The organism is Mesorhizobium sp. L2C066B000 (genome assembly GCF_000502335.1).
In the GTDB taxonomy this organism is placed as follows: Bacteria; Pseudomonadota; Alphaproteobacteria; order Rhizobiales; family Rhizobiaceae; genus Mesorhizobium.
This window is the reverse complement of sequence record NZ_AYWZ01000001.1, coordinates 31837-54864: the sequence shown is the minus strand read 5'-3', so window position 1 is coordinate 54864 and position 23028 is coordinate 31837. Positions and strand designations below refer to the sequence as shown.

At 65.1% G+C, this 23028-nt stretch carries 22 protein-coding genes and 2 pseudogenes; 13 read left to right on the top strand and 11 right to left on the bottom strand.

From position 1 onward, the window contains the following. Positions 1 to 37 precede the first annotated feature (37 nt). Both X733_RS01000000165680 and X733_RS165390 read left to right on the top strand, forming a co-directional pair. Positions 38 to 2777, top strand: a pseudogene (locus X733_RS01000000165680) (sensor histidine kinase KdpD). Then, positions 2774 to 3466, top strand: coding sequence for a response regulator transcription factor (locus tag X733_RS165390; RefSeq protein ID WP_023683092.1), 693 nt, complete (start codon positions 2774 to 2776; stop codon positions 3464 to 3466). Before X733_RS01000000165680 ends, X733_RS165390 begins: the two are co-directional and overlap by 4 nt. A gap of 15 nt (positions 3467 to 3481) precedes the next feature. Here the strand turns inward: X733_RS165390 and X733_RS165395 are convergent, their stop codons facing one another. Next, positions 3482 to 4072: an invasion associated locus B family protein gene (locus X733_RS165395; protein WP_023683091.1), complete on the bottom strand. Its 591-nt coding sequence runs from the start codon at positions 4070 to 4072 to the stop codon at positions 3482 to 3484. 247 nt (positions 4073 to 4319) lie between these two features. On the opposite strand from X733_RS165395, the gene X733_RS165400 reads away from it, so the two are divergent. Further along, positions 4320 to 4592 (top strand): hypothetical protein, encoded by a 273-nt coding sequence (locus tag X733_RS165400; protein WP_023669716.1) that lies wholly within the window; start codon positions 4320 to 4322, stop codon positions 4590 to 4592. A gap of 122 nt (positions 4593 to 4714) precedes the next feature. Then, entirely contained in the window at positions 4715 to 5191 is a 477-nt protein-coding gene (locus X733_RS165405; RefSeq protein WP_023669717.1) for an NUDIX hydrolase, read from the top strand. A 6-nt stretch (positions 5192 to 5197) separates the two neighbouring features. On the opposite strand, the gene X733_RS165410 is transcribed toward X733_RS165405, so the two are convergent. The 5 genes from X733_RS165410 to X733_RS165425 all read right to left on the bottom strand — a co-directional run bounded on the left by X733_RS165410 (position 5198) and on the right by X733_RS165425 (position 10422). Next, positions 5198 to 6064 carry a citryl-CoA lyase gene (locus X733_RS165410; protein ID WP_031197621.1) on the bottom strand — a complete coding sequence of 289 codons (867 nt, stop codon included), beginning with the start codon at positions 6062 to 6064 and terminating at the stop codon, positions 5198 to 5200. Further along, on the bottom strand, positions 6061 to 7239 hold the full coding sequence (locus X733_RS0133700; RefSeq protein ID WP_031192914.1) for a CoA transferase: 1179 nt from the start codon (positions 7237 to 7239) through the stop codon (positions 6061 to 6063). The genes X733_RS165410 and X733_RS0133700 overlap by 4 nt, the downstream gene beginning before the upstream one ends. Positions 7240 to 7254: 15 nt before the next feature. Continuing rightward, positions 7255 to 8778 (bottom strand): tripartite tricarboxylate transporter permease, encoded by a 1524-nt coding sequence (locus tag X733_RS165415; RefSeq protein ID WP_023683088.1) that lies wholly within the window; start codon positions 8776 to 8778, stop codon positions 7255 to 7257. A 4-nt stretch (positions 8779 to 8782) separates the two neighbouring features. Continuing rightward, on the bottom strand, positions 8783 to 9319 hold the full coding sequence (locus tag X733_RS165420) for a tripartite tricarboxylate transporter TctB family protein (protein WP_023683087.1): 537 nt from the start codon (positions 9317 to 9319) through the stop codon (positions 8783 to 8785). A 125-nt stretch (positions 9320 to 9444) separates the two neighbouring features. After that, complete coding sequence (locus X733_RS165425; RefSeq protein ID WP_023683086.1) at positions 9445 to 10422, bottom strand: tripartite tricarboxylate transporter substrate-binding protein; 978 nt, start codon at positions 10420 to 10422, stop codon at positions 9445 to 9447. 206 nt (positions 10423 to 10628) lie between these two features. Between X733_RS165425 and X733_RS165430 the strand changes: the two genes are divergently transcribed. Next, positions 10629 to 11402: an IclR family transcriptional regulator gene (locus X733_RS165430; protein ID WP_023683085.1), complete on the top strand. Its 774-nt coding sequence runs from the start codon at positions 10629 to 10631 to the stop codon at positions 11400 to 11402. Here the strand turns inward: X733_RS165430 and X733_RS165435 are convergent. The 3 genes from X733_RS165435 to X733_RS165445 all read right to left on the bottom strand — a co-directional run bounded on the left by X733_RS165435 (position 11389) and on the right by X733_RS165445 (position 13522). Beyond that, positions 11389 to 12489, bottom strand: coding sequence for an OmpA family protein (locus X733_RS165435; RefSeq protein WP_023817174.1), 1101 nt, complete (start codon positions 12487 to 12489; stop codon positions 11389 to 11391). The genes X733_RS165430 and X733_RS165435 overlap by 14 nt on opposite strands. A 120-nt stretch (positions 12490 to 12609) precedes the next feature. After that, positions 12610 to 13149 carry a GNAT family N-acetyltransferase gene (locus X733_RS165440; RefSeq protein WP_023683084.1) on the bottom strand — a complete coding sequence of 180 codons (540 nt, stop codon included), beginning with the start codon at positions 13147 to 13149 and terminating at the stop codon, positions 12610 to 12612. A 142-nt stretch (positions 13150 to 13291) separates the two neighbouring features. After that, positions 13292 to 13522, bottom strand: a complete 231-nt coding sequence (locus X733_RS165445) for a YdeI/OmpD-associated family protein (protein ID WP_023683083.1) — start codon at positions 13520 to 13522, stop codon at positions 13292 to 13294. A 141-nt stretch (positions 13523 to 13663) separates the two neighbouring features. Here X733_RS165445 and X733_RS165450 point away from each other — a divergent pair, with 141 nt between their 5' ends. The 4 genes from X733_RS165450 to X733_RS165465 all read left to right on the top strand — a co-directional run bounded on the left by X733_RS165450 (position 13664) and on the right by X733_RS165465 (position 17361). Then, positions 13664 to 14119, top strand: a complete 456-nt coding sequence (locus X733_RS165450; protein WP_023704193.1) for a DUF2214 family protein — start codon at positions 13664 to 13666, stop codon at positions 14117 to 14119. A 178-nt stretch (positions 14120 to 14297) separates the two neighbouring features. After that, entirely contained in the window at positions 14298 to 15275 is a 978-nt protein-coding gene (locus X733_RS165455) for a tripartite tricarboxylate transporter substrate-binding protein (RefSeq protein ID WP_023704194.1), read from the top strand. A gap of 94 nt (positions 15276 to 15369) precedes the next feature. Next, complete coding sequence (locus X733_RS165460) at positions 15370 to 15843, top strand: tripartite tricarboxylate transporter TctB family protein (protein ID WP_023686558.1); 474 nt, start codon at positions 15370 to 15372, stop codon at positions 15841 to 15843. A 9-nt stretch (positions 15844 to 15852) separates the two neighbouring features. After that, positions 15853 to 17361 carry a tripartite tricarboxylate transporter permease gene (locus X733_RS165465; RefSeq protein WP_023817173.1) on the top strand — a complete coding sequence of 503 codons (1509 nt, stop codon included), beginning with the start codon at positions 15853 to 15855 and terminating at the stop codon, positions 17359 to 17361. On the opposite strand, the gene nth is transcribed toward X733_RS165465, so the two are convergent. Beyond that, positions 17321 to 18148 (bottom strand): endonuclease III, encoded by an 828-nt coding sequence (gene nth, locus X733_RS165470; RefSeq protein ID WP_023817172.1) that lies wholly within the window; start codon positions 18146 to 18148, stop codon positions 17321 to 17323. The two genes, X733_RS165465 and nth, sit on opposite strands and share 41 nt — an antisense overlap. A 22-nt stretch (positions 18149 to 18170) precedes the next feature. Here nth and X733_RS165475 point away from each other — a divergent pair, with 22 nt between their 5' ends. Further along, positions 18171 to 18665: a DUF2244 domain-containing protein gene (locus X733_RS165475; protein ID WP_023728522.1), complete on the top strand. Its 495-nt coding sequence runs from the start codon at positions 18171 to 18173 to the stop codon at positions 18663 to 18665. Positions 18666 to 18672: 7 nt separating this feature from the next. Here X733_RS165475 and X733_RS165480 read toward each other — a convergent pair whose 3' ends face one another. Continuing rightward, positions 18673 to 19488, bottom strand: a complete 816-nt coding sequence (locus X733_RS165480) for a class I SAM-dependent methyltransferase (protein WP_023737543.1) — start codon at positions 19486 to 19488, stop codon at positions 18673 to 18675. Positions 19489 to 19603: 115 nt separating this feature from the next. Between X733_RS165480 and X733_RS165485 the strand changes: the two genes are divergently transcribed. The 3 genes and pseudogenes from X733_RS165485 (at position 19604) to X733_RS165490 (ending at position 23026) form a co-directional block, all read left to right on the top strand. Further along, positions 19604 to 20509 carry a methylated-DNA--[protein]-cysteine S-methyltransferase gene (locus tag X733_RS165485; protein WP_031192912.1) on the top strand — a complete coding sequence of 302 codons (906 nt, stop codon included), beginning with the start codon at positions 19604 to 19606 and terminating at the stop codon, positions 20507 to 20509. Between the two features lie 141 nt (positions 20510 to 20650). Continuing rightward, positions 20651 to 21569, top strand: a pseudogene (locus tag X733_RS01000000165675) (ribokinase). Further along, positions 21566 to 23026: an amidase gene (locus X733_RS165490; protein WP_031192911.1), complete on the top strand. Its 1461-nt coding sequence runs from the start codon at positions 21566 to 21568 to the stop codon at positions 23024 to 23026. The pseudogene X733_RS01000000165675 and the gene X733_RS165490 overlap by 4 nt, the downstream one beginning before the upstream one ends. Positions 23027 to 23028 lie beyond the last annotated feature (2 nt).

Below are 23028 nucleotides of genomic sequence, written 5' to 3'. Positions count from 1 at the left end.
TCGACACGATCCTCGGCGCCGTTCATGATCGAGCCTGATGCCGGACGCCAGAAGCAACTATACCAGACCCTCTCCGGACGCGCTGCTCGAGCATGCGGAACGGGAAGAGCGCGGCCGCCTGCGGATATTTCTGGGTGCTGCACCCGGTGTCGGCAAGACCTACGAAATGCTGATGGCCGGCCGCGCCATGCTTGCCGACGGCATCGACGTGGTCATCGGCATCGTCGAAACCCACGGCCGCAAGGAAACCCTGGCGCTGGTCGAAGGCTACGAGGTCATCCCGCGCCAGAAGGTCGACTACAAGGACCGCGTGCTGAATGAGATGGACATCGACGCCATCCTCGCCCGCCGGCCGGCGCTGGTGCTCGTCGACGAACTCGCCCACACCAACGCACCCGGCAGCCGCCACCCCAAGCGCTATCTCGACGTCCAGGAAATCCTTGCGCGCGGCATCGACGTCTACACCACGCTCAATATCCAGCATGTCGAGAGCCTGAATGACGTCGTGGCACAGATCACCCGCGTCAGGGTGCGCGAAACGGTCCCGGACTCCATCATCGACCAGGCCGACGACATCGAGATCATCGACCTCACGCCCGACGACCTGATCAAGCGGCTGAAAGAGGGAAAGGTCTATTTCCCCAACACTGCCCAGCGCGCAGTCGAAAACTATTTCTCGCCGGGCAATCTGACCGCGCTTCGGGAATTGGCGCTGCGCCGCACCGCCCAGCGCGTCGACGAGCAGTTGCTCAACCACATGCAGTCGCACGCGATTCCCGGCCCTTGGGCGGCGGGCGAAAGGGTGCTCGTCTGCGTCGATGCGCGTCCGGGCGGAGCGTCTCGTGTCCGCTATGCGCGCCGGCTGGCCGACCGGCTGCGCGCACCGTGGACGGCGCTGCATGTCGACACGCCGCGTTCGGCCGCCATGTCGGAGGAAGACAAGGACCAGCTGGCCACGCTCTTGCGCCTGGCCGAGCAGCTCGGCGCCGAGGTGACGACCATTCCGGGCCAGAACGTCGCCCAGGACATCGTCCGCCACGCCACGGCCAACAACTTCACCCATATCGTCGTCGGCAGGCCGACCCGCTCGCGCTGGCGCGAACTGATCGAGGGTTCGCTCACCTACGATCTGATCCGCAATGCCGGCGATATCAGCGTCCATGTCATTTCAGGAACGGAGCGCGACAACGAGGCCACGTCGAGGGTCAAGGCGGCGGCCGAGCAGACGCCATTTCAAATCTGGCCTTATCTTTTCTCGACGGTCTATGTCGCCGGCGCGCTTGCCGTCAGCGCCGTCCTCGATCAGTTCCTCGACGTTCGCAACCTTGCCAGCGTGCTGCTGCTGGCGGTGCTGACATCGGCAGTGACCTTTGGCCTGTGGCCGGCGCTGTACGCCTGTTTCCTCAGCGCCATTGCCTTCAACTTCTTCTTTCTCGAGCCGCGCTACACGATGACGATCCGCGATCCGGAGAGCATCGTTGCCTTCGCCGTCTNCCGTCTTCCTCGTCGTTGCCGTCATCGCCAGCAATCTGACGGCGCGTGTGCAGCGTCAGGCAGCCGCCGCCCGTTCACGCGCCCGGGCCACCGAGGACATCTACCTCTTTTCAAAGAAGCTCGCCGGCGCCGGCACGCTCGACGACGTTTTGTGGGCCACAGCCTTCCAGATCGCCTCGATGCTGAAGCTGCGCGTGGTGCTGCTTTTGCCGGAAGAAGGCACGATCACCGTCAAGGCCGGTTATCCCCCCGATGACACGCTGGCCGAGGCCGACATCGCGGCTGCACGCTGGGCTTGGGAACACAACCGGGCTGCCGGCCGTGGCGCCGATACCCTGCCCGGGGCAAAACGCCTCTACCTCCCCTTGCGCACCGCACGCACGGCCGTCGGCGTCGTCGGCCTCGACAATGACAAGCAAGGCCCGCTGCTGACGCCCGAGCAACAGCGCCTGCTCGACGCGCTGGCCGACCAGGCGGCGGTTGCCATCGAGCGCATCCAGCTGGTCGCCGATGTCGATCGCGCCAGGCTGGCGGCCGAGGCCGACCGCTTGCGCTCGGCACTGCTGACGTCGATCTCGCATGATCTGAAGACGCCGCTGGCGGCCATCATGGGCGCGGCCGGCACGCTCAGGGAATTTGCGCCGGCACTGCCCGAGAACGATCGGGCCGAGCTGCTGACCACCGTGCTCGACGAGTCCGAACGGCTGAACCGCTTCATCGCCAATCTGCTCGACATGACCAAGATTGAATCGGGCGCCATGGAACCGAATTTCGCCCTGCACTATGTCGGCGATGTCGTTGGCTCGGCCTTGCAGCGGGCACGCAAGATCACTGCCGGGCACAAGACCGAGATCGATATTCCGCCCGACCTGCCGATGCTGAAGCTCGATCCGGTGCTGTTCGAGCAGGTGCTGTTCAATCTGTTCGACAATGCCGCGAAATACGCGCCACCGGGATCGACAATCCGGCTGCAGGGCTGGGCCGACAATGGCTCCGTCGTGCTGCAGATCATGGATGAGGGACCGGGCATTCCGCCCGCCGACCTGGAGCGCGTCTTCGACAGCTTTTACCGGGTGCGCAAGCGCGATCAGGTCCAGGCCGGCACCGGGCTCGGCCTGTCGATCTGCCGGGGCTTCATCGAGGCGATGGGCGGCACTATCATGGCGGCGAACCGCAGCGATCGCCAAGGCGCGGTCTTCACCATCCGCATGCCGAAGCCGGCACGATCGCCCGGCCTGGACGAACGGAACGCGGACGGGCAAAACTCTGGTGATCCGGCATGACAAATTCCAACGTCAGCATACTGGTCGTCGACGACGAGCCGCCGATCCGCAAACTGCTGCGCGTCGGCCTCGGCAGCCAGGGTTATGCGGTCAGCGAAGCGCCCAACGCCAACGCTGCGATCGAACTCGTCGATGCACAAAAGCCGGATCTGATCCTGCTCGACCTCGGCCTGCCCGGCATGGGTGGCCTCGATCTCCTGCGCAAATGGCGCGACGACGGCCTCGACGTGCCCGTGGTCATCCTGTCCAGCCGCACCGACGAAGCCGGCATCGTCGCGGCGCTCGAACTCGGCGCTGACGACTACATCACCAAGCCGTTCGGCATGAACGAGCTGGTCGCCCGCATCCGCGTCGCGCTGCGCCACAAATTCCAGCAGCATGGCGAAAAGCCGGTGTTCCACACCGGCGATCTCAGCGTCGACCTGGTCAAGCGCATCGTCAAGGTCGAAGGCAAGGAGATAAAGCTCTCCCCCAAGGAATACGACATATTGCGTATTATGGTGCAGCATGCCGGCAAGGTGCTGACCCACCATTTCCTTCTGAAGCAGGTGTGGGGCGATTCGACCGACGTGCAGTATCTCAGGGTCTATGTCCGCCAGCTCCGGCAGAAGATCGAAAAGTCGCCCGACCAGCCGCGCTACATCACCACCGAAACCGGGGTGGGGTACCGGCTACGCGAGGTTGAGTGACCGCGCGCTTGCTGCTCAGTCGACCGACAATTCCGCCGTCCGTGCCAGTGCGCCGCCGAAGCCGTTGAGCGGGATGGTGAAACTCACCGCTTGACCGGTGTCGGCCGCGAAGGCGTCGATCTTCAGCGTGGTGGCTGCCTTGAGCAGCGGCGTGACGCTGGCATCGAACGCCACCGGCACCAGGCAGCCGACGGCCTGGCAGGTGTTGAACGGCAGGCTGCCTTCCAGCTTCTGGTCGTCGATGGTCAGGCTGACGCCTTTGGCGAGTGCCAGGCCGAACGGCAGCGCCAGCGTTCCGGTGGCATCCTCGCCGCTCTTGCTCGACAGCTCGATGGCCAGCAGGCGCTGGTTGGACTGCTTGTTGAACTGCTGATGCGACAGGCTGCAAACCTTGGCCGTGCCGGTTACCTGGCAATTGACCGTCCAGTCGCCATGTGTCTCGGACAGCGCCGAGGCGCCGCCAGGCAATGTCGGGCCGGCAGCAGGGGCGGGCGCTGCGGCGGCAGGCGCCGCCTTGTCGGTCTTGGTTTGCGCCGCGACTGCCACGGAGCCAAGAATACAGATGCTGCCCAGTAGCGCCGCGAAATATACTTGCCTGCTTTTCATCAATATGCTCCCGATTGTGCCTCGAGTCAGCCGCGATTGAGGCCGAGATCCGCGCCCGATAGAGCGGTCAATCGATCTTTTCTGTCAAGTGCGGCAGGCCGCATCCTCAGGGATTTCGCCAACCCGTGGCAGATCGGCCCATGGCAGACCCGCCCATGGCAGATCGAGACGAACGCCCTATATAGAGAGGAGGTTATATCTGTACGGGAATGAACTGATGTCGACGCTTCGCCTATCGACAGTTCTGATGTCGGCAATGCTGGCGGCGGCAACGCTCGCCGGCATCATGCAATCTGCTGCGGCTCAGTCCGTCAATCCCAGCGCCAACCGGCTGATCCAGCAGAACCAGCTGCAGCAATTGCGCAACAGCCTGCAGCGGCAGCAGTTCCAGCAACAGCAGCAGCAATATCGCGAGCAGGACCGTCGGATCGTGCCGCAGCCGCGCCCCGAAGTGCCCGTCGTCCGGCAAGCTTGTCCGATTCAGATCGTCAACAACCAGATTGTGCGTGTTTGCCGTTGATATCGGTCGCTTGCGATTTACTTAGTCGACTTATTTACTAAAAATGCCTCATTGCCTCGCGGGCATATCAGGGGTTTGCAGGCGGCGTGCGGCGGTGCGCCCGCCGACCGGATTTTCAGCACATGGCGACGACCAAGAAAAAGGCGGTACGCAAGGCAAGGCGAGGCGAACGCATTCGCCAAGTCGCCGCCATTCCCTTTCGCCTGGACGTTTCAGGCAATTTCGAAGTGATGCTGGTGACGTCGCGAGCGACGAAGCGGTTCATCGTGCCCAAGGGCTGGCCCATGAAAGGCAAGAGCGGGCGCAAGGCCGCCACCATCGAGGCGCGCGAAGAAGCCGGCGTGCTCGGCAAGACCCGCAAGGCGCCGGCCGGCAGCTATTCCTACTGGAAACGGCTGGAGCACAATTTCGTGCGCGTCGACGTCGTCGTCTATCTGTTGGAGGTGTCCGAGGAACTGGCCAACTGGCAGGAGGCCAAGAGCCGCCAGCGGGCATGGCTCAAGCCGCAGGACGCGGCGTTGCTCATCGATGAGCCGGATCTCTCGACGCTGATGGCCAACCTGGCGCCGCCTCAGCCGGCAGTGCCGGACCCGGCCTGACCAACCTCACTTGCCCTCGTCCCCTTCAGCGGGACCCTCATCCCCCTCAGCGGGAAATGGTCGCAGCGGCGTGCCCGTATAGGCCCACAGCCATTCGCGCGGCAGCGGCCCTTTGTTGCGCTCGCTTTGCTGCGACTGTTCCCATGCATGCGCCAGGATGCCCACCGAGCGCGAGAGCACGAACAGGCCGCGCGTCAACGGCGGCGGAAAGCCGAGCTCGCCATAGATGACGGCGGTGGCGCCGTCGATGTTGAGCGGTATTTTCTTGCCCTTGCGCCGTGCCACCTCTGCTTCGACGGCCTCGGCGATGTCGGCGAAGCGTCCGCTGACGACGCCGCGCGCGGCAAAATCGCGCGTCACTTCGATCAGGCGCGGCGCGCGCGGATCGACCGGGTGGAAGCGATGGCCAAATCCCGGCACATAGCCTTTCTCCTCGGCGAAGAAACGGTCGAGCCGTGCGGCTACGGCTTGGTCCAGCGCAACACCCTGGTCAAGTGCCACGGCAATGTCGCCATAGAAGGACAGCGCCTGTTCGCCGGCGCCGCCATGCACGTCACCCAGCACGTTGACGGCGGACGCCATGGCGCTGTTGATGCCGACGCCGCAGGTGATGGCCATGCGGGCAATGGCGATCGACGGCGCCTGCGGCCCGTGGTCGACGGCCGCCCCCAGCGCAATGCCGAGCAGCGCCGCCTGCTCCTCGCTCGGCAATTCGCCGCGCAGCATCAGCCAGATCGTGGCCGGAAAGCTGACGCGGCCGATCAGCTCCTGGATTTCATAGCCGCGCAGCCGGATGATGCCGGGGCTCATCTCGATGATGCCGGTCTGCCACCATTCCTCGCCGCGTTCGCGGCCGGTTTTTCTCTCGCTCACGCGCTTCTCCTGGCGCGCGGCGGCAGGGTGGAAAAAACCTCGTCCATATGCTCACCCAGCACCGGTGGCGGCAGGACCGGCAAGGGTGCCGCGCCATCGACCATGAAGCCGCCGCGCACCACGGTCAGCGGCTGCGCCATGCCGGGCAGACCCTGGAAACGCGTGGTCATGTCGCGCTCGACGACCTGACGCTCGCCAAGCACTTGGGGGATCGTCAGCACCCGGCCCGCCGGCACGCCGGCGCGGTTGAATTTTTCCTCCCAGGCTGCGGCCGAGGCGCTCGCCAAGGCCGTCTCGATCAGCACCTTCAGCACAGCGCGGTTCTGCTTGCGCGTCTCGCGCTCGGCAAAGCGCGGATCGTCGGCCAGTTCCGGCTGGCCGATCAGCCGGCAAAGCATGACGAACTGCTCCTGCTTGTTGGCGGCGATGTTGAGCAGGCCGTCGCCGGTGCGAAACGCGCCGGAGGGCGCAGCCGTCATGTTCTCATTGCCCATCGGCTGCGGCTCGACGCCGGCGGTCAGATAGTTGGACACCGGCCAGCCCAGCGCCGACAGCGTGCATTCGAGCATCGAGACATCGAGAAACGCGCCCTCGCCCGAGGTCTTCTGCTTGACCAGCGCCGCGGCGATTGCGAAGGCCCCGACCAGCCCGCCCAGCGTGTCGGCGACGGGATAGCCGACCCGCAAGGGTGCTGTCTCCGGCGTGCCGGTGATGCTCATGATACCGGACAGCCCCTGGATGATCTGGTCGTAGGCCGGATTGTCGCGCATCGGCCCGCTCTGGCCGAAACCGGATATGGCGCAATAGACGAGACCGGGGCGGACCGCTTTCAGCACCTCATAGCCGAGACCCAGCCGCCCCATCACGCCCGGTCGAAAATTCTCGACCAGCGCGTCGGCCGAGGCGACGAGATCGAGGAAGCGTTCGCGGTCGGCTTCGCTTTTGAGATCCAGCACCACCGATCGCTTGCCGGCATTCTGCGCCAGGAACGACGCGCCCATGCCGGCTTTGTTGAGCGCCGGCGAGGCGCCGAGCTGGCGCGCCAGATCGCCGCCTTGCGGCGTCTCGACCTTGATGACATCGGCGCCGAGCAGCGCCAGCTGATAGGCACAATAAGGGCCCGCCAGCACATTGGTCAGATCGAGGATGCGGATGCCGGCAAGCAGATCGGTCATGATGCTCCAGGTTGCTCAGGCATCGCCCGGCACATGCTCCGGTCCGCGACGGCGCCGGTGCTCGATGAAGGCCCAGATATGCGGCCCGGCTAGGCCGATGAAGGCGAGGATCAGCAGCACCAGCGACAGCTTGTGGGTGTAGAACACCGACCAGTCGCCGTTCGAGATCGTCATCGCCCGGCGGAACTGCGTTTCGGCGAGCGGCCCCAGGATCATGCCGATGATGACCGGCGCTGTCGGGAAATCGAAGCGCCGCATCAGGAAGCCGGCGGCCCCCAGGAGATAGAGGATGACGAGGTCGATCGGCGATTGCGAGATGCCGTAGGTGCCGACGGTGGCGAACACCAGGATGCCGGCATAGAGCTGCGGCGCCGGGATTTTCAACAGCCGTACCCACAGCCCGATCAGCGGAAGGTTGAGGACGACCAGGATGACGTTGGCGATGAACAGGCTGGCGATCAGGCCCCAGACCAGATCGCCCTGCGTCGTCAACAGCAGCGGTCCCGGATTGATGCCGTAGCTCTGGAAGGCCGACAGCATGATTGCGGCGGTCGCCGAGGTCGGCAGGCCAAGGGTGAGCATCGGCACCAGCACGCCGGCGGCAGACGCATTGTTGGCGGCTTCCGGTCCGGCAACGCCCTCGATGGCGCCGACCGTGCCGAACTCCTCCTTGTGCTTCGACAGCTTCTTTTCGATGGCATAGGACAGGAAGGTCGGGATCTCGGCGCCGCCGGCAGGCATGGCGCCGATCGGGAAGCCGATAAAAGCGCCGCGCAGCCATGGCTTCCACGATCGTCCCCATTCGGCCGCTGTCATGTAGAGCGATCCCTTGAGCGGCACGATCTCGTCCTTGCCGGCATAGCGGCGCGAGGCCATGTAGAGCGTCTCGCCGACGGCAAACAGGCCGACCGCGGCAATGATGACATCGACGCCATCGAGCAGTTCGTTCATGCCGAAGGTGAAGCGCGGCTGTCCCGTCTGCAGGTCGACGCCGATCATGCCGATGACGAAGCCGATGAACAGGCTGGTGAGGCCGCGCACGGAGGACGAGCCGAGCACCGCCGAAACCGTGATGAAGGCGAGCACCATCAGCGAGAAATATTCAGCCGGCCCGAAGGCCAGCGCGAACTTCACCACCACCGGCGCCAGGAAGGCGACGCCCATCGTGCCGATGGTGCCGGCGACGAAGGAGCCGATCGCCGAGGTCGCCAGTGCCGCGCCGCCGCGACCCGAGCGGGCCATCCTGTTGCCTTCCAGCGCGGTGACGATGGTGGCGCTTTCGCCCGGCGTGTTGAGCAGGATCGAGGTCGTCGAGCCGCCATACATGGCGCCGTAATAGATGCCGGCAAACAGGATGAAGGACGCCTCCGGCGCCACCTGGTAGGTGATCGGCAGCAGCAGCGCGATGGTCAGCGCCGGCCCGAGGCCGGGCAGCACGCCGATGGCCGTGCCGAGCGTGGTGCCGACCAGGCACCACAGCAGGTTCATCGGCGAGAAAGCGACGGAAAATCCGTGGGCGAGATGGCCGAGCGTCTCCATGGCGTCAGCCCCTCGCAGTGGCGATGATCGCGTCGATCACCGTGTTCAGCTGGTTTTCGATGAAGCCGGCGCCAATGTTGACGCCGAGCGCCCTGGCAAAGCCGAAATAGGCGGCAAGCGCCAGGATCAGGCCGGTCAGCGCATCGCGCAGCGTGTGCTTGCTGCCGAAGCCATAACAGACGAGCACGAACATGATGACCGAGGCGGCGGTGAAGCCGAGCGGCTGGATCAGCACCAGATTGGCGACCAGGCCGGCAACGACGATGCCCATGGCCTTCCAGTCGGTCGGCGTTTCCTTTTCCTCCTGCGGCTGCCAGCCGCCGCGCAGCGCGGCGACGATGAGCAGCAGCGAAAGCACGATCATGCCGGTCATGGTGATGTAGGGAAAGACGGTCGGCCCGACCTTGGAATAGAGCGGCGAAACCGGGATCGCCAGGGTCTGCCACGCCACGGCCGCAGCACAGGCGAGAAGCCCGATGCCGATCAACAATTCGGGCATGGCAAGGCGCGGGGGCGCCGGCTGCTGGTCGCTGGTGCTCATCGATGTCCTCCCGAGATGGCCGGCATCCTCCCGCCGGCCGCATCCGCAGTTTCACTCCCAGCGCATGATATGTCCATGCCGCAGGCGAATGTCGGAAGGGGCGGCCGTGGCCGCCCCTGAAGACATCAGGCGAGGCCGAGATCCTTGAGGATCGCGGTGATGCGGGCGGTGTCGTCGACGAGGAATTTCGCATAGTCGTCGCCGGTGAGCAGGATGGGCGTCCAGTTGCGGTTCTTGCATTCGGCTGCCCAGGCATCGCTCTTGGCCATGGTCTCGATCATCGTGACCATCGCCGCCTCATCGGCGTCGGAGACGCCTGGCGGTGCGAAGACGCCGCGCCAGTTGAACAGTTCGACGTCAATGCCGGCTTCCTTCATCGTCGGTGCGTCGATGCCGTCCTGGCGCTTGTCGGCGGAGATCGCCAACAGCCGAAGCGCGCCCGCCTTGACCTGCTCGGAGAACTCGCCGAAGCCAGAAATGCCGGCCGCCACCTGGTTGCCGAGCAGCGCCGACAGCGCCTCGCCGCCGCCGGCGAAAGGCACATAGGAGAGGTTGGTTGCCGGAACGCCGACCGTCTTGGCGATCAGCCCGAACAGGATGTGGTCGGAGCCGCCGGCCGAGCCGCCGGCCACGGGAACCTTGGTCGGATCCGCTTTGAGCGCGGCGACGAAATCGCCGGCCGTCTTGAACGGCGAATCCGCCGGCACCACCAGCGCCTCGAACTCGCCGGTGAGGCGGGCGATGGGCGTCACTTCGGAAAGGTTGTTGGCCGATTTGTTGGCGATGATGGCGCCGACCATGACCATGCCGGCCACCATCAGCGAATTGCCCTTGCCCTTCCACTGGCTGATGAACTGCGGCAGGCCGACAGTGCCGCCGGCGCCGCCGACATTGGTGATCTGCGAGCCGGAGATCAGTTTTTCACTGCGCAGCACCTGGTCGATGGTGCGCCCCGTCTGGTCCCAGCCGCCGCCGGGCGCGGCCGGCACGAAGATCTGGATCTGCGGTGCATCCTGAGCGAAAGCGGGCGTCAAATGCGTTGCGACGAATCCGGCAGCGCCTGCGGCCGCGGTGCTCATCAAAAATCTGCGTCTGTTCAGCATGGGATTCCTCCAAATCACGACACCTCCTCCGGTGCCTGCCAGAAACGTAGCCTGAAAACAGACCCGCTCGGCAAAAATTCATGCCGATTTCGGTACGTTCTGTCAACAGGAACGCTGTTCTACTAGACAGAACCATGGATGTGCGGCACAATCACTTCGGCCGGCCTTTGTCCGAGCAGGTAAACTGGAATGAAACTGTTCGTGAGATGACCGAAGCGCGATCCCAGCCGTTGCCGGCCGATGGCGTTGCCGCGCTCGACCGCGCGATCGCCATTCTCGACGCGTTCGCGACCGCCGACCGCTCGCTCAGCCTGGCCGAGATCGCGGCGCGCACCGGGCTCTACAAAAGCACCATTTTGAGGCTGGCGAACTCATTGCTGCGCGGGCAGTTGCTGGAGCGGCTCGACGATGGCCGCTACCGCATCGGACCCGCCACCTTCCGGCTCGGCGCGCTCTACCAGCGCTCCGTGGTGGCGGTCGACATCCTGCTGCCGATCATGCGCGATCTCGCCGAGCGCAGCTGGGAAAGCGTGGCGTTCTATGTCCGCTCGGGCGACGCCCGCACCTGTCTCTACCGCGTCGAATCCAAGCATCCTATCCGCTACACGATCCGGGAAGGCGACCTGCTGCCGTTGCTCACCGGCTCGGGCGGCCGCGTGCTGGCAGCGTTTTCAGGCCAGCCGGGCGAACCATACGAGACCATCCGCAAGGCCTGCCACTATCTGTCGATCGGCGACCGCGACCCTGAGACGGCGGGCGTCTCGGTGCCGGTGTTCGGACCGGGCCGCGTTCTGCTCGGCGCCTTGACGCTCGCCGGCCCGTCGACACGCGTCGATACGGCGTTCCTGCGCCGCATGACACCGGACCTGCTGGAGGCCGCCGCTCGCGCCACCCGCGCCTTCGGCGAGGATGCCTCGATGCTGGAGCAGGCAGCGCGCCTAGCCGGCGCTGAAACCGTGATCGGCCTCAGTTCGCCTTGACCAGCACCACGCGGCGGTTCTTGGCGCGGCCGGCTTCGTCGTCATTGCTGGCGACGGGCGCCATCATGCAGGCGCCGGCGGCGGTCAGCCGGCCGCCATCGATGCCGTATTTCGAGACCAGCGCCGCCTTCACCGACTGCGCCCGCCGCGACGACAGATCGATATTGTAGTCGAACGCGCCCTGGTTGTCGGTATGACCGACGACGATCACCGCCATGCCGGGCTCGTTGGTCAGAAGCGTCGAGATCTCCTTCAGCGTCGGTTCCGATTCCGGCTTGATGTCGGCCTTGTCGGTGTCGAAGAAGATGCCGTAGAGCGAGATGGAGCCGGTGGCCGACAGCGAATCCGCCATCTTGGCCGCTTCGACCACCACCATCTTCTTGTCGCGCGCCTTGGGCTCCAGCACCTGAACGACGGCAATGGTGCGGCCGTTGAGTTCCTTGCAGTAGAGGTCGTCGATCAGCGAATAGGCCTGAACCGTGACATAGGCGTCGCCGCCGTCCTGCGGCAGCTTGGCGGCGAAGAAGCGCTGGTCGTTGATACCGGTGGTTACCGCACAGGCGCCATTGGAAAAGGCCGCGTCCTTGACGTCGCTTTCATGGAAGAAATACATCATCAGGCTCATGTCGCCGCCGCCACCGCTCGACGACCGGTCGGCGGCGCCGCCGCACTCTTCCTTCTTGCATTCGAACAGGACTTCGCCGCCGGCGGCCGCGATCACATCCTGGTAGTTGCGCAGCACTTCGAGCGGGGAGCGCTCGGCCGGCAGCACATAGGCGATGCGGGTCAGCGCGCCTTCGACCTCAGCCTTCTTGTCCGGCGCGAACACACGGTTGTTCATCGTGTCACGGGCCTCCGGATCGGCGCTCGGCTTCAGCGGCGACAGCGGCACTGTAAAATCGGTATAGGCGAATTTTTCGTAGGAGACGATGAACGACCCCTCGTAGCGCTTGGCCAGATGATTGTCGGCACCGCCCTCGATGTCGGCGGTCGGCACCGTCGCATCGGCGCCCGCCAGTTGCACGGCCGCCAGCAGCAGCAGCCCCGCCCAGAAAAGCTTCAGAAATATCGCATTGATCGCACGCATGGTCGGCTCCCCCAAAGAGCAATTCCAGGAAAAGTGTGAGCGGTTTTCCCACAGGAATTGCGTAGCTAGATTAGAATAGCCAACCCTGGCAGAACGTGGAAATTGCGTCGATGAAGCGCTTCACACCCGCCGTTCGAGCAGGATCGTCAGCCCGTCGTGATAGGTGGTTTCCAGGACCTTGGTGTAGCCGCACTTTGCCGCAACGTTCAACGAACCGGTGTTTTCCGGATCGATGATGCAGACGGTTCTCGCGCCGGCAAAGGTGTCGTCGCCCCAGGCCAGGGCCCTTCTGACGACTTCGCTGGCAAGACCCTTGCCATGCGCTTGCGGCGCCAGCGCCCAGCCGGCTTCCGGAATGCCCTCGAGCGACGGCTCGATGTCCCGCTTCAGATCGTGGAATCCGGCCTCGCCGATGAAGCGACCGCTGGCCTTGTCCTCGACCGCCCAGAAGCCGTAGCCGAGCAGCGACCACAGGCCGGCATGCCGCAGGAACCGCATCCAGCTTTCCTCCCGCGTCCGCGGCTTGCCGCCGATGAAACGGGTGGTGACGGGGTCGGCCCACATGACGGCATAGTCGTCGAAATCTTCGATCCGGTGCGCCCGCATGATGGTCCGTTCCGTTTCGAGAACCGGGACGCCGGCTGTTTTTGGACTGCCCATGAAACTCTGCCTCCGTTGACGGTCAGCGCTTAGCAAACCAGCGCGCCCGGACAAGGGCCAAGCCGGATCATCATTCAGCCAGGGAAGCTTCCGAACGGCCTGGCGCGACCAGGCGGTCGAAGCGAACAGCGTCGGCTTACTTTCAGCCGTGCCAGACCATCTTCATGTAGAGCCCACCGCGCCGCAATTCGTCCAGCATCTGGTCGAGCCGCTTCTGCCTGGTGTCGCTGCGTTTGGCGCGGGCGACCCAGCCGAGATAGTCGTTCTTCTGGTAGTCCGGCCGCGCCTCGTAGGCCGCTGTCAGTCCTTTTTCGGTCAGGGCGATGCGGATGTCGTCCGGCATCGGGTTCAGGGCGCGCTTCAGTCCGGTCATTTCAGAAAACCCCAGCTGTCAGGATGGCGACGCCGATGGTCCAACCCAGGTCCGCCTCTGGGAATTCTGCCGAACGATGCTACCTTTCGCAACCGGTCCGGCAAGGGCCGGTCTCGATACTGCCAATGGGAGGAGAACGCCATGGACACCACCGATCTCGTGCTTGCCATTTTCCATCATCTGCTGGTGTTGTCGCTGGCCGGCATCATCGGCGCCGAATTTGTCCTGATCCGCGGCGACCTCTCCGCCGCCACGCTCAAGCGGCTTGCCGGCATCGACCGCCATTATGGCATCATCGCCATGCTGATCATCATCATCGGCATCTGCCGCGTCATCTACGGCCTGAAGGGCTGGGAATTCTACGTCTACAACTGGGTGTTCTGGGCCAAGATGGCGGCATTCGGCATCGTTGGCCTGCTGTCGATCATCCCGACCATCCGCTTCATCTCCTGGAAGCGGCAAGCCAGTGCAAATCCCGGCTTTCAGGTGCCGGTGGCGGAACTCGCCTCGGTGAAGACCTATGTGCGCGCCGAAGCCTTCATCTTCCTGCTGATCCCGATCTTCGCGGCGGCGATGGCGCGCGGCTACGGTTATTGAAGCAACGCCAACACCAAACCCATCTCCGCCGGGCATACTCCGCACTGATCGCCATGGTTGCGCACGGCTGTATTTTGCAGTTTGCGTCAGGCGACAATCTGTTAGCTTGCCTTTGTTGCACCGTCGCTGCCTGACCTGCACAGCGATCGGAGATTGATATCCTGGGAGGAGAATTACGATGAGGAAAATTGTAGCCGCCCTGGCCGCCGCCGCGGCCGTCTCGCTTTATTCGTTCGCCGCCAGCGCACAGACCTATCCCGAGCGCACCATCACCGTCGTCGTGCCGTTTGCGGCCGGCGGTCCGACCGACACGGTTACGCGGCTCGTCGCCGAAGCCATGTCGAAGGATCTCGGCCAGCAGATCATCGTCGAAAATGTCGGCGGCGCCGGCGGCACGCTGGGCGCCGGCCGCGTCGCCAACGCCGACCCGGATGGCTACACGCTGCTCCTCCATCACATCGGCATGGCGACCAGCGCGACCCTCTACAGAAAACTCGCCTATGACACGCTGAACGCCTTCGAGTATGTCGGCCTCGTCACGGAGGTGCCGATGGCGATCGTCGCCCGCAAGGACCTGGAGCCGGCCGACCTGAAAGGGCTGGTCGAATACGCCAAGACCAACAAGGACACCATCACTGTAGCCAATGCCGGCATCGGCGCTGCCTCGCATCTGTGCGGCATGCTATTCATGAGCGCCATCGGCACGCCGCTGGTCACCGTACCCTACAAGGGCACCGGCCCGGCCATGACCGACCTTCTCGGCGGCCAGGTCGACATTATGTGCGACCAGACTACCAACACCACCAAGCAGATCCAGGGCGGCACGATCAAGGCCTATGCCGTCACCACGCCGGAACGCCTCGACGTGCTGAAGGACGTGCCGACGACCATCGAAGCCGGCCTGCCCGCGGTGCAGGTCAGCATCTGGCACGGCCTCTATGCGCCGAAGGGCACGCCGGCCGAGATCACCGGCCGACTGTCGAAATCGCTCCAGGTCGCGCTGAAGGACCCCAACGTCATCGCCCGCTTTGCCGAACTGGGCACCAAGCCGTCGTCCGAGTCCGACGCGACGCCGGCAGCGCTGAAGGCCAAGCTGGAAGGCGAGATCACGCGTTGGAAGCCGATCATCGAAGCCGCCGGCCAATACGCCGACTGAGGCTTGAACGGGGCGCTGCCGGCGCCCCGTTTTCGCTTCGACGTCCGTTTCACATTTGCAACGGCAGCCGTCGCAAGGGTCAGGGAGGACCGCCATGAAACCTTTCGCCATCGACAGGACAAACGGCCTGTGCGCCGCGCTGTTCATCTTTTTCGGCGCCTTTTTCGCGATACAATCGCTCGGCCTCGAAATCGGCACCGCCTTCCGCATGGGACCGGGCTATTTCCCGCTGGTGCTGGCGATCGTGCTGATCGTGCTTGGCGCCATCATCCTCGTCCAGGCGGTGCGCGTCGAGGGCGAGCCGATCGGCCCCATTGCGTGGCGCGGCATGCTGTTCATCCTGCCGGCGCCGATCTTTTTCGGCATGACCGTGCGCGGCCTCGGCTTCGTCCCGTCGATCTTCCTGACGGCGCTGATCGCCTCTTTTGCCAGCGCCCGCATGAAGCCGCTGACGGCACTTCTGCTGTCGGCCGGCCTGACGCTGTTTTCGGTGCTGGTCTTCAGCTACGCGCTCGGGCTGCCATTCCAGCGCTTCGGCCCCTGGTTGCCCCAATGGCTGGCATTGTGAGGCGCTGAGATGGACCTCCTCAGGAACCTCGAACTCGGCTTTTCGACGGCCACCACGCCGGCCAATCTGGGTTTTTGCCTCATCGGCGTTCTGCTCGGCACGCTGATCGGCGTCCTGCCCGGCATCGGCGCCACCGCAACCATCGCCATGCTGCTGCCGATCACCTTCCAGATCGGCGACCCGGTCTCGTCCCTCATCATGCTGGCCGGCATCTACTACGGCGCCCAGTATGGCGGTTCGACCACCGCCATTCTCATCAACATGCCCGGCGAATCCTCCTCGGCCGTGACCGCCATCGACGGCTACCAGATGGCCAGGAACGGTCGCGCCGGGGCGGCTCTGGCGATCGCCGCGATCGGCTCGTTCTTCGCCGGCACGGTGTCGACCTTTCTCGTCGCCGTCTTTGCCCCGCCGCTGACGGCAATAGCCCTGCAATTCGGCGCGGCCGAATATTTTTCGCTGATGATCGTCGGCCTCGTCTCGTCCATCGCGCTCGCCCACGGCTCGATCGTCAAGGCGCTGGCGATGGTCGTGCTCGGCCTGCTGCTCGGCATTGTCGGCACCGACATCTACACCGGCACGCCGCGCTTCACGCTCGGCATCCGCGAATATGCCGACGGGCTGAACTTCGTCGCGGTGGCGGTCGGCGTCTTCGGCGTTGCCGAGATCCTGCGCAATCTCGAAAACGAGCACGAGCGCTCGGTGATGATCAAAAAGGTCTCCGGCCTGATGCCGACCCGCGACGACTTCAAGGCGATGGCCGCGCCCATCGTGCGCGGCACGATCATCGGTTCGGCGCTCGGCATCCTGCCCGGCGGCGGCGCGGTGCTTGCGGCCTTTGCCTCCTACACGGTCGAAAAGCGCGTGTCGAAACACCCGGAGGAGTTCGGCAAGGGCGCCATTGCCGGCGTCGCCGGACCGGAATCGGCCAACAATGCCGGCGCCCAGACCTCCTTCATTCCGATGCTGACGCTGGGCATTCCGGCCAATCCGGTCATGGCGCTGATGATCGGCGCCATGATCATCCAGGGCATCGTGCCCGGCCCCAATGTCGCGATCGAGCAGCCGGCGCTGTTCTGGGGCACCATCGCCTCGATGTGGATCGGCAATCTGATGCTGATCGTGCTGAACCTGCCGCTGATCGGGCTGTGGGTGAAGCTGCTGACGATCCCCTATTATGTGCTCTTCCCGATCATCATGGCGTTCTGCTCGATCGGCGTTTACAGCGTCAACACCAACGCCTTCGATCTCTACGCGGTCGCATTCTTCGGCCTGCTCGGCTACATCCTGACCAAGCTGCGCTGCGAACCCGCACCCCTGCTGCTCGGCTTCGTGCTCGGCCCGCTGCTCGAGGAAAACCTGCGCCGCGCCATGATCCTGTCGCGCGGCGACCCCTCGACCTTCGTGACGCGGCCGATCAGCGCCGGCCTGCTGCTCGTCGCACTTGCCGTGCTCGTCGTCGTCTTCCTGCCGTCGGTCAAGAAGAAGCGCGAAGAGGTGTTCGTGGAGGAAAGCTAGTTGTCGGGACGCCGGGCGCCGCGATTTCCACGAGCGGCGCCGGCACGTCTGTCGTCTTCACCTCGGCCTTGCAGAGATCGGCGATGACGCAGGCCGGGCAATCGGGCTTGCGCGCCTTGCAGACATAGCGGCCATGCAGGATCAGCCAGTGATGCGCATGGCGCATATACTCGTCCGGGATGATCCGCAGCAGCCCTTGCTCGACTTGTTCGGGCGTCTTGCCTGGCGCCAGGCCGAGGCGGTTGCCGATGCGGAAAATATGGGTGTCGACCGCCATCGTGTGCTGGCCGAACGCCATGTTGAGCACGACATTGGCGGTCTTGCGCCCGACCCCCGGCAGCTTGACCAATTCATCGCGCTCGCTGGGCACCTCGCCGCCGTAATCGCGTATCAGCGCCTCCGAGAGCGCCACGACATTCTTGGCCTTGTTGCGCCAGAGTCCGATGGTGCGGATGTACTCGCCGACCCTGGCTCCGCCCAGCGCCAGCATCTTTTCAGGTGTGTCGGCGACCTTGAACAACGCCCGCGTCGCCTTGTTGACGCCGGCATCGGTCGCCTGCGCCGACAGCACCACGGCCACCAGCAGCGTGAAGGCGTTGACATGCTCGAGCTCGCCCTTCGGCTCGGGCCGCTGCACCGAAAACCGCCGGAAGATCTCATGCACCTCGGCCGCGCTGTAGAGCGAACGGGCCGGCCGCGGTCGCGGCTTGGCATTCGAGCCGTCGCGCCGCCCGGGCGGCAGTTCACTTTTGGATTGGGAAAGGTTTTTGGACTTGGGGCTCGCCATCCCCTTCCTATAATATCCTGGGATGAGCGACACAAACGCCTCGTTTCAGGCCGACGAGCCATTCTTCCAGGCGCTGCTGACACCGCACCGCTCGCTGGGCCGCACCGGCTTTGCCGTGCTGATGGGCGCGCTGCTGTTCGGCTGGGTGGTGACCGGGGCGTTTTTCCTGTCGCGCGGCGCCTGGCCGGTGTTCGGCTTCTTCGGCCTCGACGTCATCGCCGTCTACGTCGCCTTCCGCGCCAACTATCGTGCCGCCCGTGCCCGCGAGGAAGTGTCGGTGTCGCGCACCAGCCTCGACATCCGCAAGACGGCGCCCTCGGGAAAGTCGGAAGCGCATCGCTTCAACCCGTTCTGGGCGCGCTTTTCCGTCGCTCGCCATGCCGAGATCGGCATCACCAAAATGGTGGTGGAAGCACAGGGGAAGAATGTGCCGATCGGGTCATTCCTGGACCCCGACTCACGCGAGAGTTTTGCCACTGCATTTTCGCGCGCCCTGGCAACTGCCAAGACACGATGAGCCGGCGTTAGAACCGATAGCGCAAGATCCGGCCGACCTTGCGCAGCGCTGGGATATGCCTCCACAGCCCGATGAACAGTTTTGCGGACCAGCTCATATGCGCTGTGCGTTCCGCGCTGTAGGCCGAGATATCGTCGACAAAGCGCAGCTTCGGAACGGCACGCTCCAGTACCTGCGGGTCGTCGATCGCCCAGTGAACCTCGGCGCCCGTCGCCCTGATGGTCGGATTGAGGCGCAGCATCTTCAGGCCGAAGTGGCTGTAGGCGTCGAACATCAGCTCGCCGCCGGCAAGATGCGCGACAAGGCGTGACAGCAGCCGTGGCCCCTCCTCTACCGGGAGATAAGGCGTCAACCCCTCCATCACCACGACGGCCGGACGATTGCTCGGCACTTCTGCCAGCCAGTCTGGGTCGGTTACCGAAGAGCCGACGAGGTGGTAGTGGTCCCGGGACGGGTAAAGCTTGCGCCGGAGCGCGATGACATCCGGAAAATCGACATCGAACCACTCCACGCCTTCGGGTGGATCGACACGGAAAATGCGCGTATCGAGCCCGCAGCCGAGATGCAGCACGATGGCGCCGGGATTTCTGGCGATGAAGTCCTGAACGCGGACATCATACGTCTTGGCCCGGATCGCCAGGCCGATGCCGAGATTGGTGTCGACCTTGAGGCGCGAGAAATCATAGTCGATCTTGCGCACGGCCTCGTCGGCGAAGCGATCCCCGAGCAGCGAATGCGGCAGCCGGCTTTCCAGTGCCTTGCCATAAAGCGTCATCAGCAAGGTCTCCCTTGCTCCGCTCAGATTCACCCTTTCGCCGGCCATTGGCATCTCCCGGGGCGCAATCCAGTATTTATCTGGGAACAGGCGGCAACAAGGCAAGTTTCGGGTGGTTGCAAGGGGCGGAAAGACCGATATTCGCGGTCAAGGAGATATTGCCATGAACGCCCAGATGACCATGAATACGCAGATGAAACCGACAGCGATCCTGCAGCACGACATCACCCCCAACGGCAGCGACTACGAGGTCGTGCGCCGCGCCATCGAGAAGATCAGCCTCGACTATCGCGACCAGCCCTCGCTGGAAGCCTTGGCCGCTGATGTCGGCGAGACACCCACGGGCCTGCAAAAGCTGTTCACCCGCTGGGCCGGCCTGTCGCCAAAAGCCTTCCTGCAGGCGGTCACCCTCGACCATGCCCGCAAACTGCTCGATTCCGGCATGCCGCTCCTCGAAACATCGTTCGAACTCGGCATGTCCGGCCCCGGCCGGCTGCACGATTTGTTCGTCACCCACGAGGCGATGTCGCCGGGCGACTACAAGACGCGCGGCGCTGGCCTGACCATCCGCTACGGCTACCACATCTCGCCCTTCGGCATCGCCCTGATCATGGTCACCGACCGTGGCCTTGCGGGGCTCGCCTTCAACGATCCGGGCGGCGAGCGGGCGGCTTTCGCCGACATGTCGGGCCGCTGGCCGAACGCCACCTATGTCGAGGACATGAGCGCCACCCAGCCCTATGCGGCGCGCATCTTCGATCCGACATTGTGGCGCGCCGACCAGCCGCTGCGCGTGGTGATGATCGGCTCCGACTTCCAGCTGCGCGTCTGGGACGCGCTGCTCAGGATCCCGATGGGCAAGGCCTGCACTTATTCCTCGATCGCCTCCAGGATCGGCGCGCCAAACGCCAGCCGGGCGGTGGGGGCGGCGGTCGGCGCCAACCCATTGTCCTTCGTCGTCCCTTGCCATCGGGCGCTGGGCAAGTCCGGCGCACTCACCGGCTACCACTGGGGCCTGACCCGCAAACGCGCCATCCTCGGTTGGGAAGCGGGCCAGACCGCGTCCTGAAGCTGCCCGCATCAAACAACACCGGCGAAATCCCTTCGCCGGTGTTGTTCTTTTTGCGAGCTCCCGGCGCAAAACATCCGCACGCTCTGGCAAGCCGCCGGCTTACAGGTTAGCTTCCCGCGCATTCCGCAGGAGGCTTTCTTGATCATCGTTGTCGGCTCGATCAACCTCGACCTTATCGCCAATGTCGACCGCCTGCCTTCGCCGGGCGAGACGGTCCGCGGCTCCGGCTTCGCCACCGCGCCCGGCGGCAAGGGCGCCAACCAGGCGCTGGCTGCGGCGCGCGCCGGCGCCAAGGNGCGCCAAGGTGCGCATGGTCGGCGCCGTCGGCAAGGACAATTTCGCAACCGAAGCCCTCGCTTTGCTCGTGGCCGGCAAGGTCGATCTCTCCGGCGTCGGCCAGAGCTTCGCCTCCACCGGCACGGCGCTGATCCTCGTCGGCGCCGATGGCGAGAATGTCATCGCCGTCGTGCCGGGCGCCAATGATTCGGTGCTGCCCGGCGATCTCGCCAAGGCTTTCCTTGCGAAGGGCGACGTCGTCCTGCTGCAGCACGAGATCCCGTTGCAGACTGTCGATGCAGCGCTCGACGCCGCACGCGCCGCCGCCGCGGTCACCGTGCTCAACACCGCGCCGTTCCGTAGCGAGGCGGCAGCGTTGCTCGGCAAGGCCGACTACGCCATCGCCAACGAAACCGAATTCGATCTTTACGGCGAGGCGCTGTCGCTGAAAGGCCGCGACCGCCCGGCGCGCATGCGCGACTTCGCCGGCAAGACCGGCCGCACCATCGTCGTCACGCTCGGCGGCGACGGCGTGCTGGCGGCGACCCCGGAGGATTTCCTGACCGTGCCGGCGCTGAAGATCACGCCGGTCGACACCGTCGGGGCCGGCGATACTTTTTGCGGTTATCTCGCCGCCGGGCTGGCGTCCAACCTGCCGCTGGAGCAGGCTCTCACCCGCGCCGCAGCCGCCGGCTCGCTCGCCTGCCTGAAGCCCGGCGCCCAGCCGGCCATCCCGCTGGCGGCGGATGTCGACACCGCCCTGCGCAACAACGCCGGATGACAGCCCTGCGCCCCGCAACGAAGCACGCCGTGCCCCCCGCCGGCGACATCTGCCGGATGTCCGCTGTCGACCTGGCCGAGGCGATCCGGCTGCGCCGCCTGTCCGTGCGCGAGTTGGTCGCCGCATTCCTCGACCGCATCGACGCGGTAAACCCGCTGGTCAACGCCATCGTCTCGTTGCGCGAGCGCTCCGACATCCTGCGCGAGGCCGACGCGGCGGACGCGCATCTAGCGCAAGGCGGGCCGGCCGGCTCGCTGTTTGGCCTGCCGATGGCGATAAAAGACCTCGCCATGACGCGCGGCTTGAGGACCAGTTTCGGCTCGCCGATCTTTGCCGATTTCGTGCCGCAGGAGGACGATTTCTTCGTCGAGCGCATCCGCAAGGCCGGCGCCATCATCATCGGCAAGACCAATGTTCCCGAATTCGGGCTGGGATCCAACACCTACAACAACGTGTTCGGCCCGACGCTGAACGCCTTCGATCCGGCGCTCACCGCAGGCGGGTCGAGCGGCGGCGCTGCGGTCGCCCTTGCACTCGACATGGTTCCGGTCGCCGACGGCAGCGATTTCGGCGGCTCGCTGCGCAATCCGGCGGCGTGGAACAATGTCTATGGCTTCCGCCCGTCGCAGGGCCTTGTCCCCGGCGGGCCGGATCTTGAAGTCTTTCATGCCCAGATGGGCATAGACGGACCGATGGGCCGCAGCATCAGCGACATGGCGCTGCTGCTCGATGTGCAGGCGGGCTACCATCCGCATGCGCCCTTGTCCTGGGAAAAGCCTGGTTCGTTCCTCGAAGGGCTGGCAACGCCGGCAAGCGGCGGCCGCGTCGGCTGGCTCGGTGATCTCGGCGGTCACCTGCCGGTAGAGCCTGGCATCCTCGACCTGTGCGAGGCCGCACTCGGCCGCTTCGCGGAGGCATCCTTCCTGACCGAGCCCTTGCTGCCGGATTTCGATTTCGAGGCACTGTGGCAAGCCTTCGTGACGCTGCGGCAGGCGAGCAGCGGCTCGGCGCTGAAAGTCCATTATGACGACCCACACAAGCGCGCCCTGCTGAAGCCGGAAGCCGTCTGGGAGGTGGAGAACGCCATGCGACTGACGGCGCCGCAGATCCGCGCGGCCTCGGTCATCCGCACCTCCTGGCACCGGACGCTGCTGTGGCTGTTCGAGCACTTCGATCTCATCGCGCTGCCGACGGCGCAGGTGTTTCCTTTCGAAGTCGGCACGCATTGGCCAAGTGAGGTCGCCGGACGGACGATGGACAGCTACCATCGCTGGATGCAGGTTTCGGCCTTCGCCACGCTCGGCGGCTGTCCGGCGCTCAACGTGCCCGTCGGCTTCGACGACAAAGGCCGCCCCTTGGGCATGCAGCTGATCGGCCGGCCGCGCGGCGACCTCGCCGTGCTCAGGGCCGGAGCGGCCTATGAGGCGACCGTGCCTTGGCAGGCTGGGGCGTCCTGACG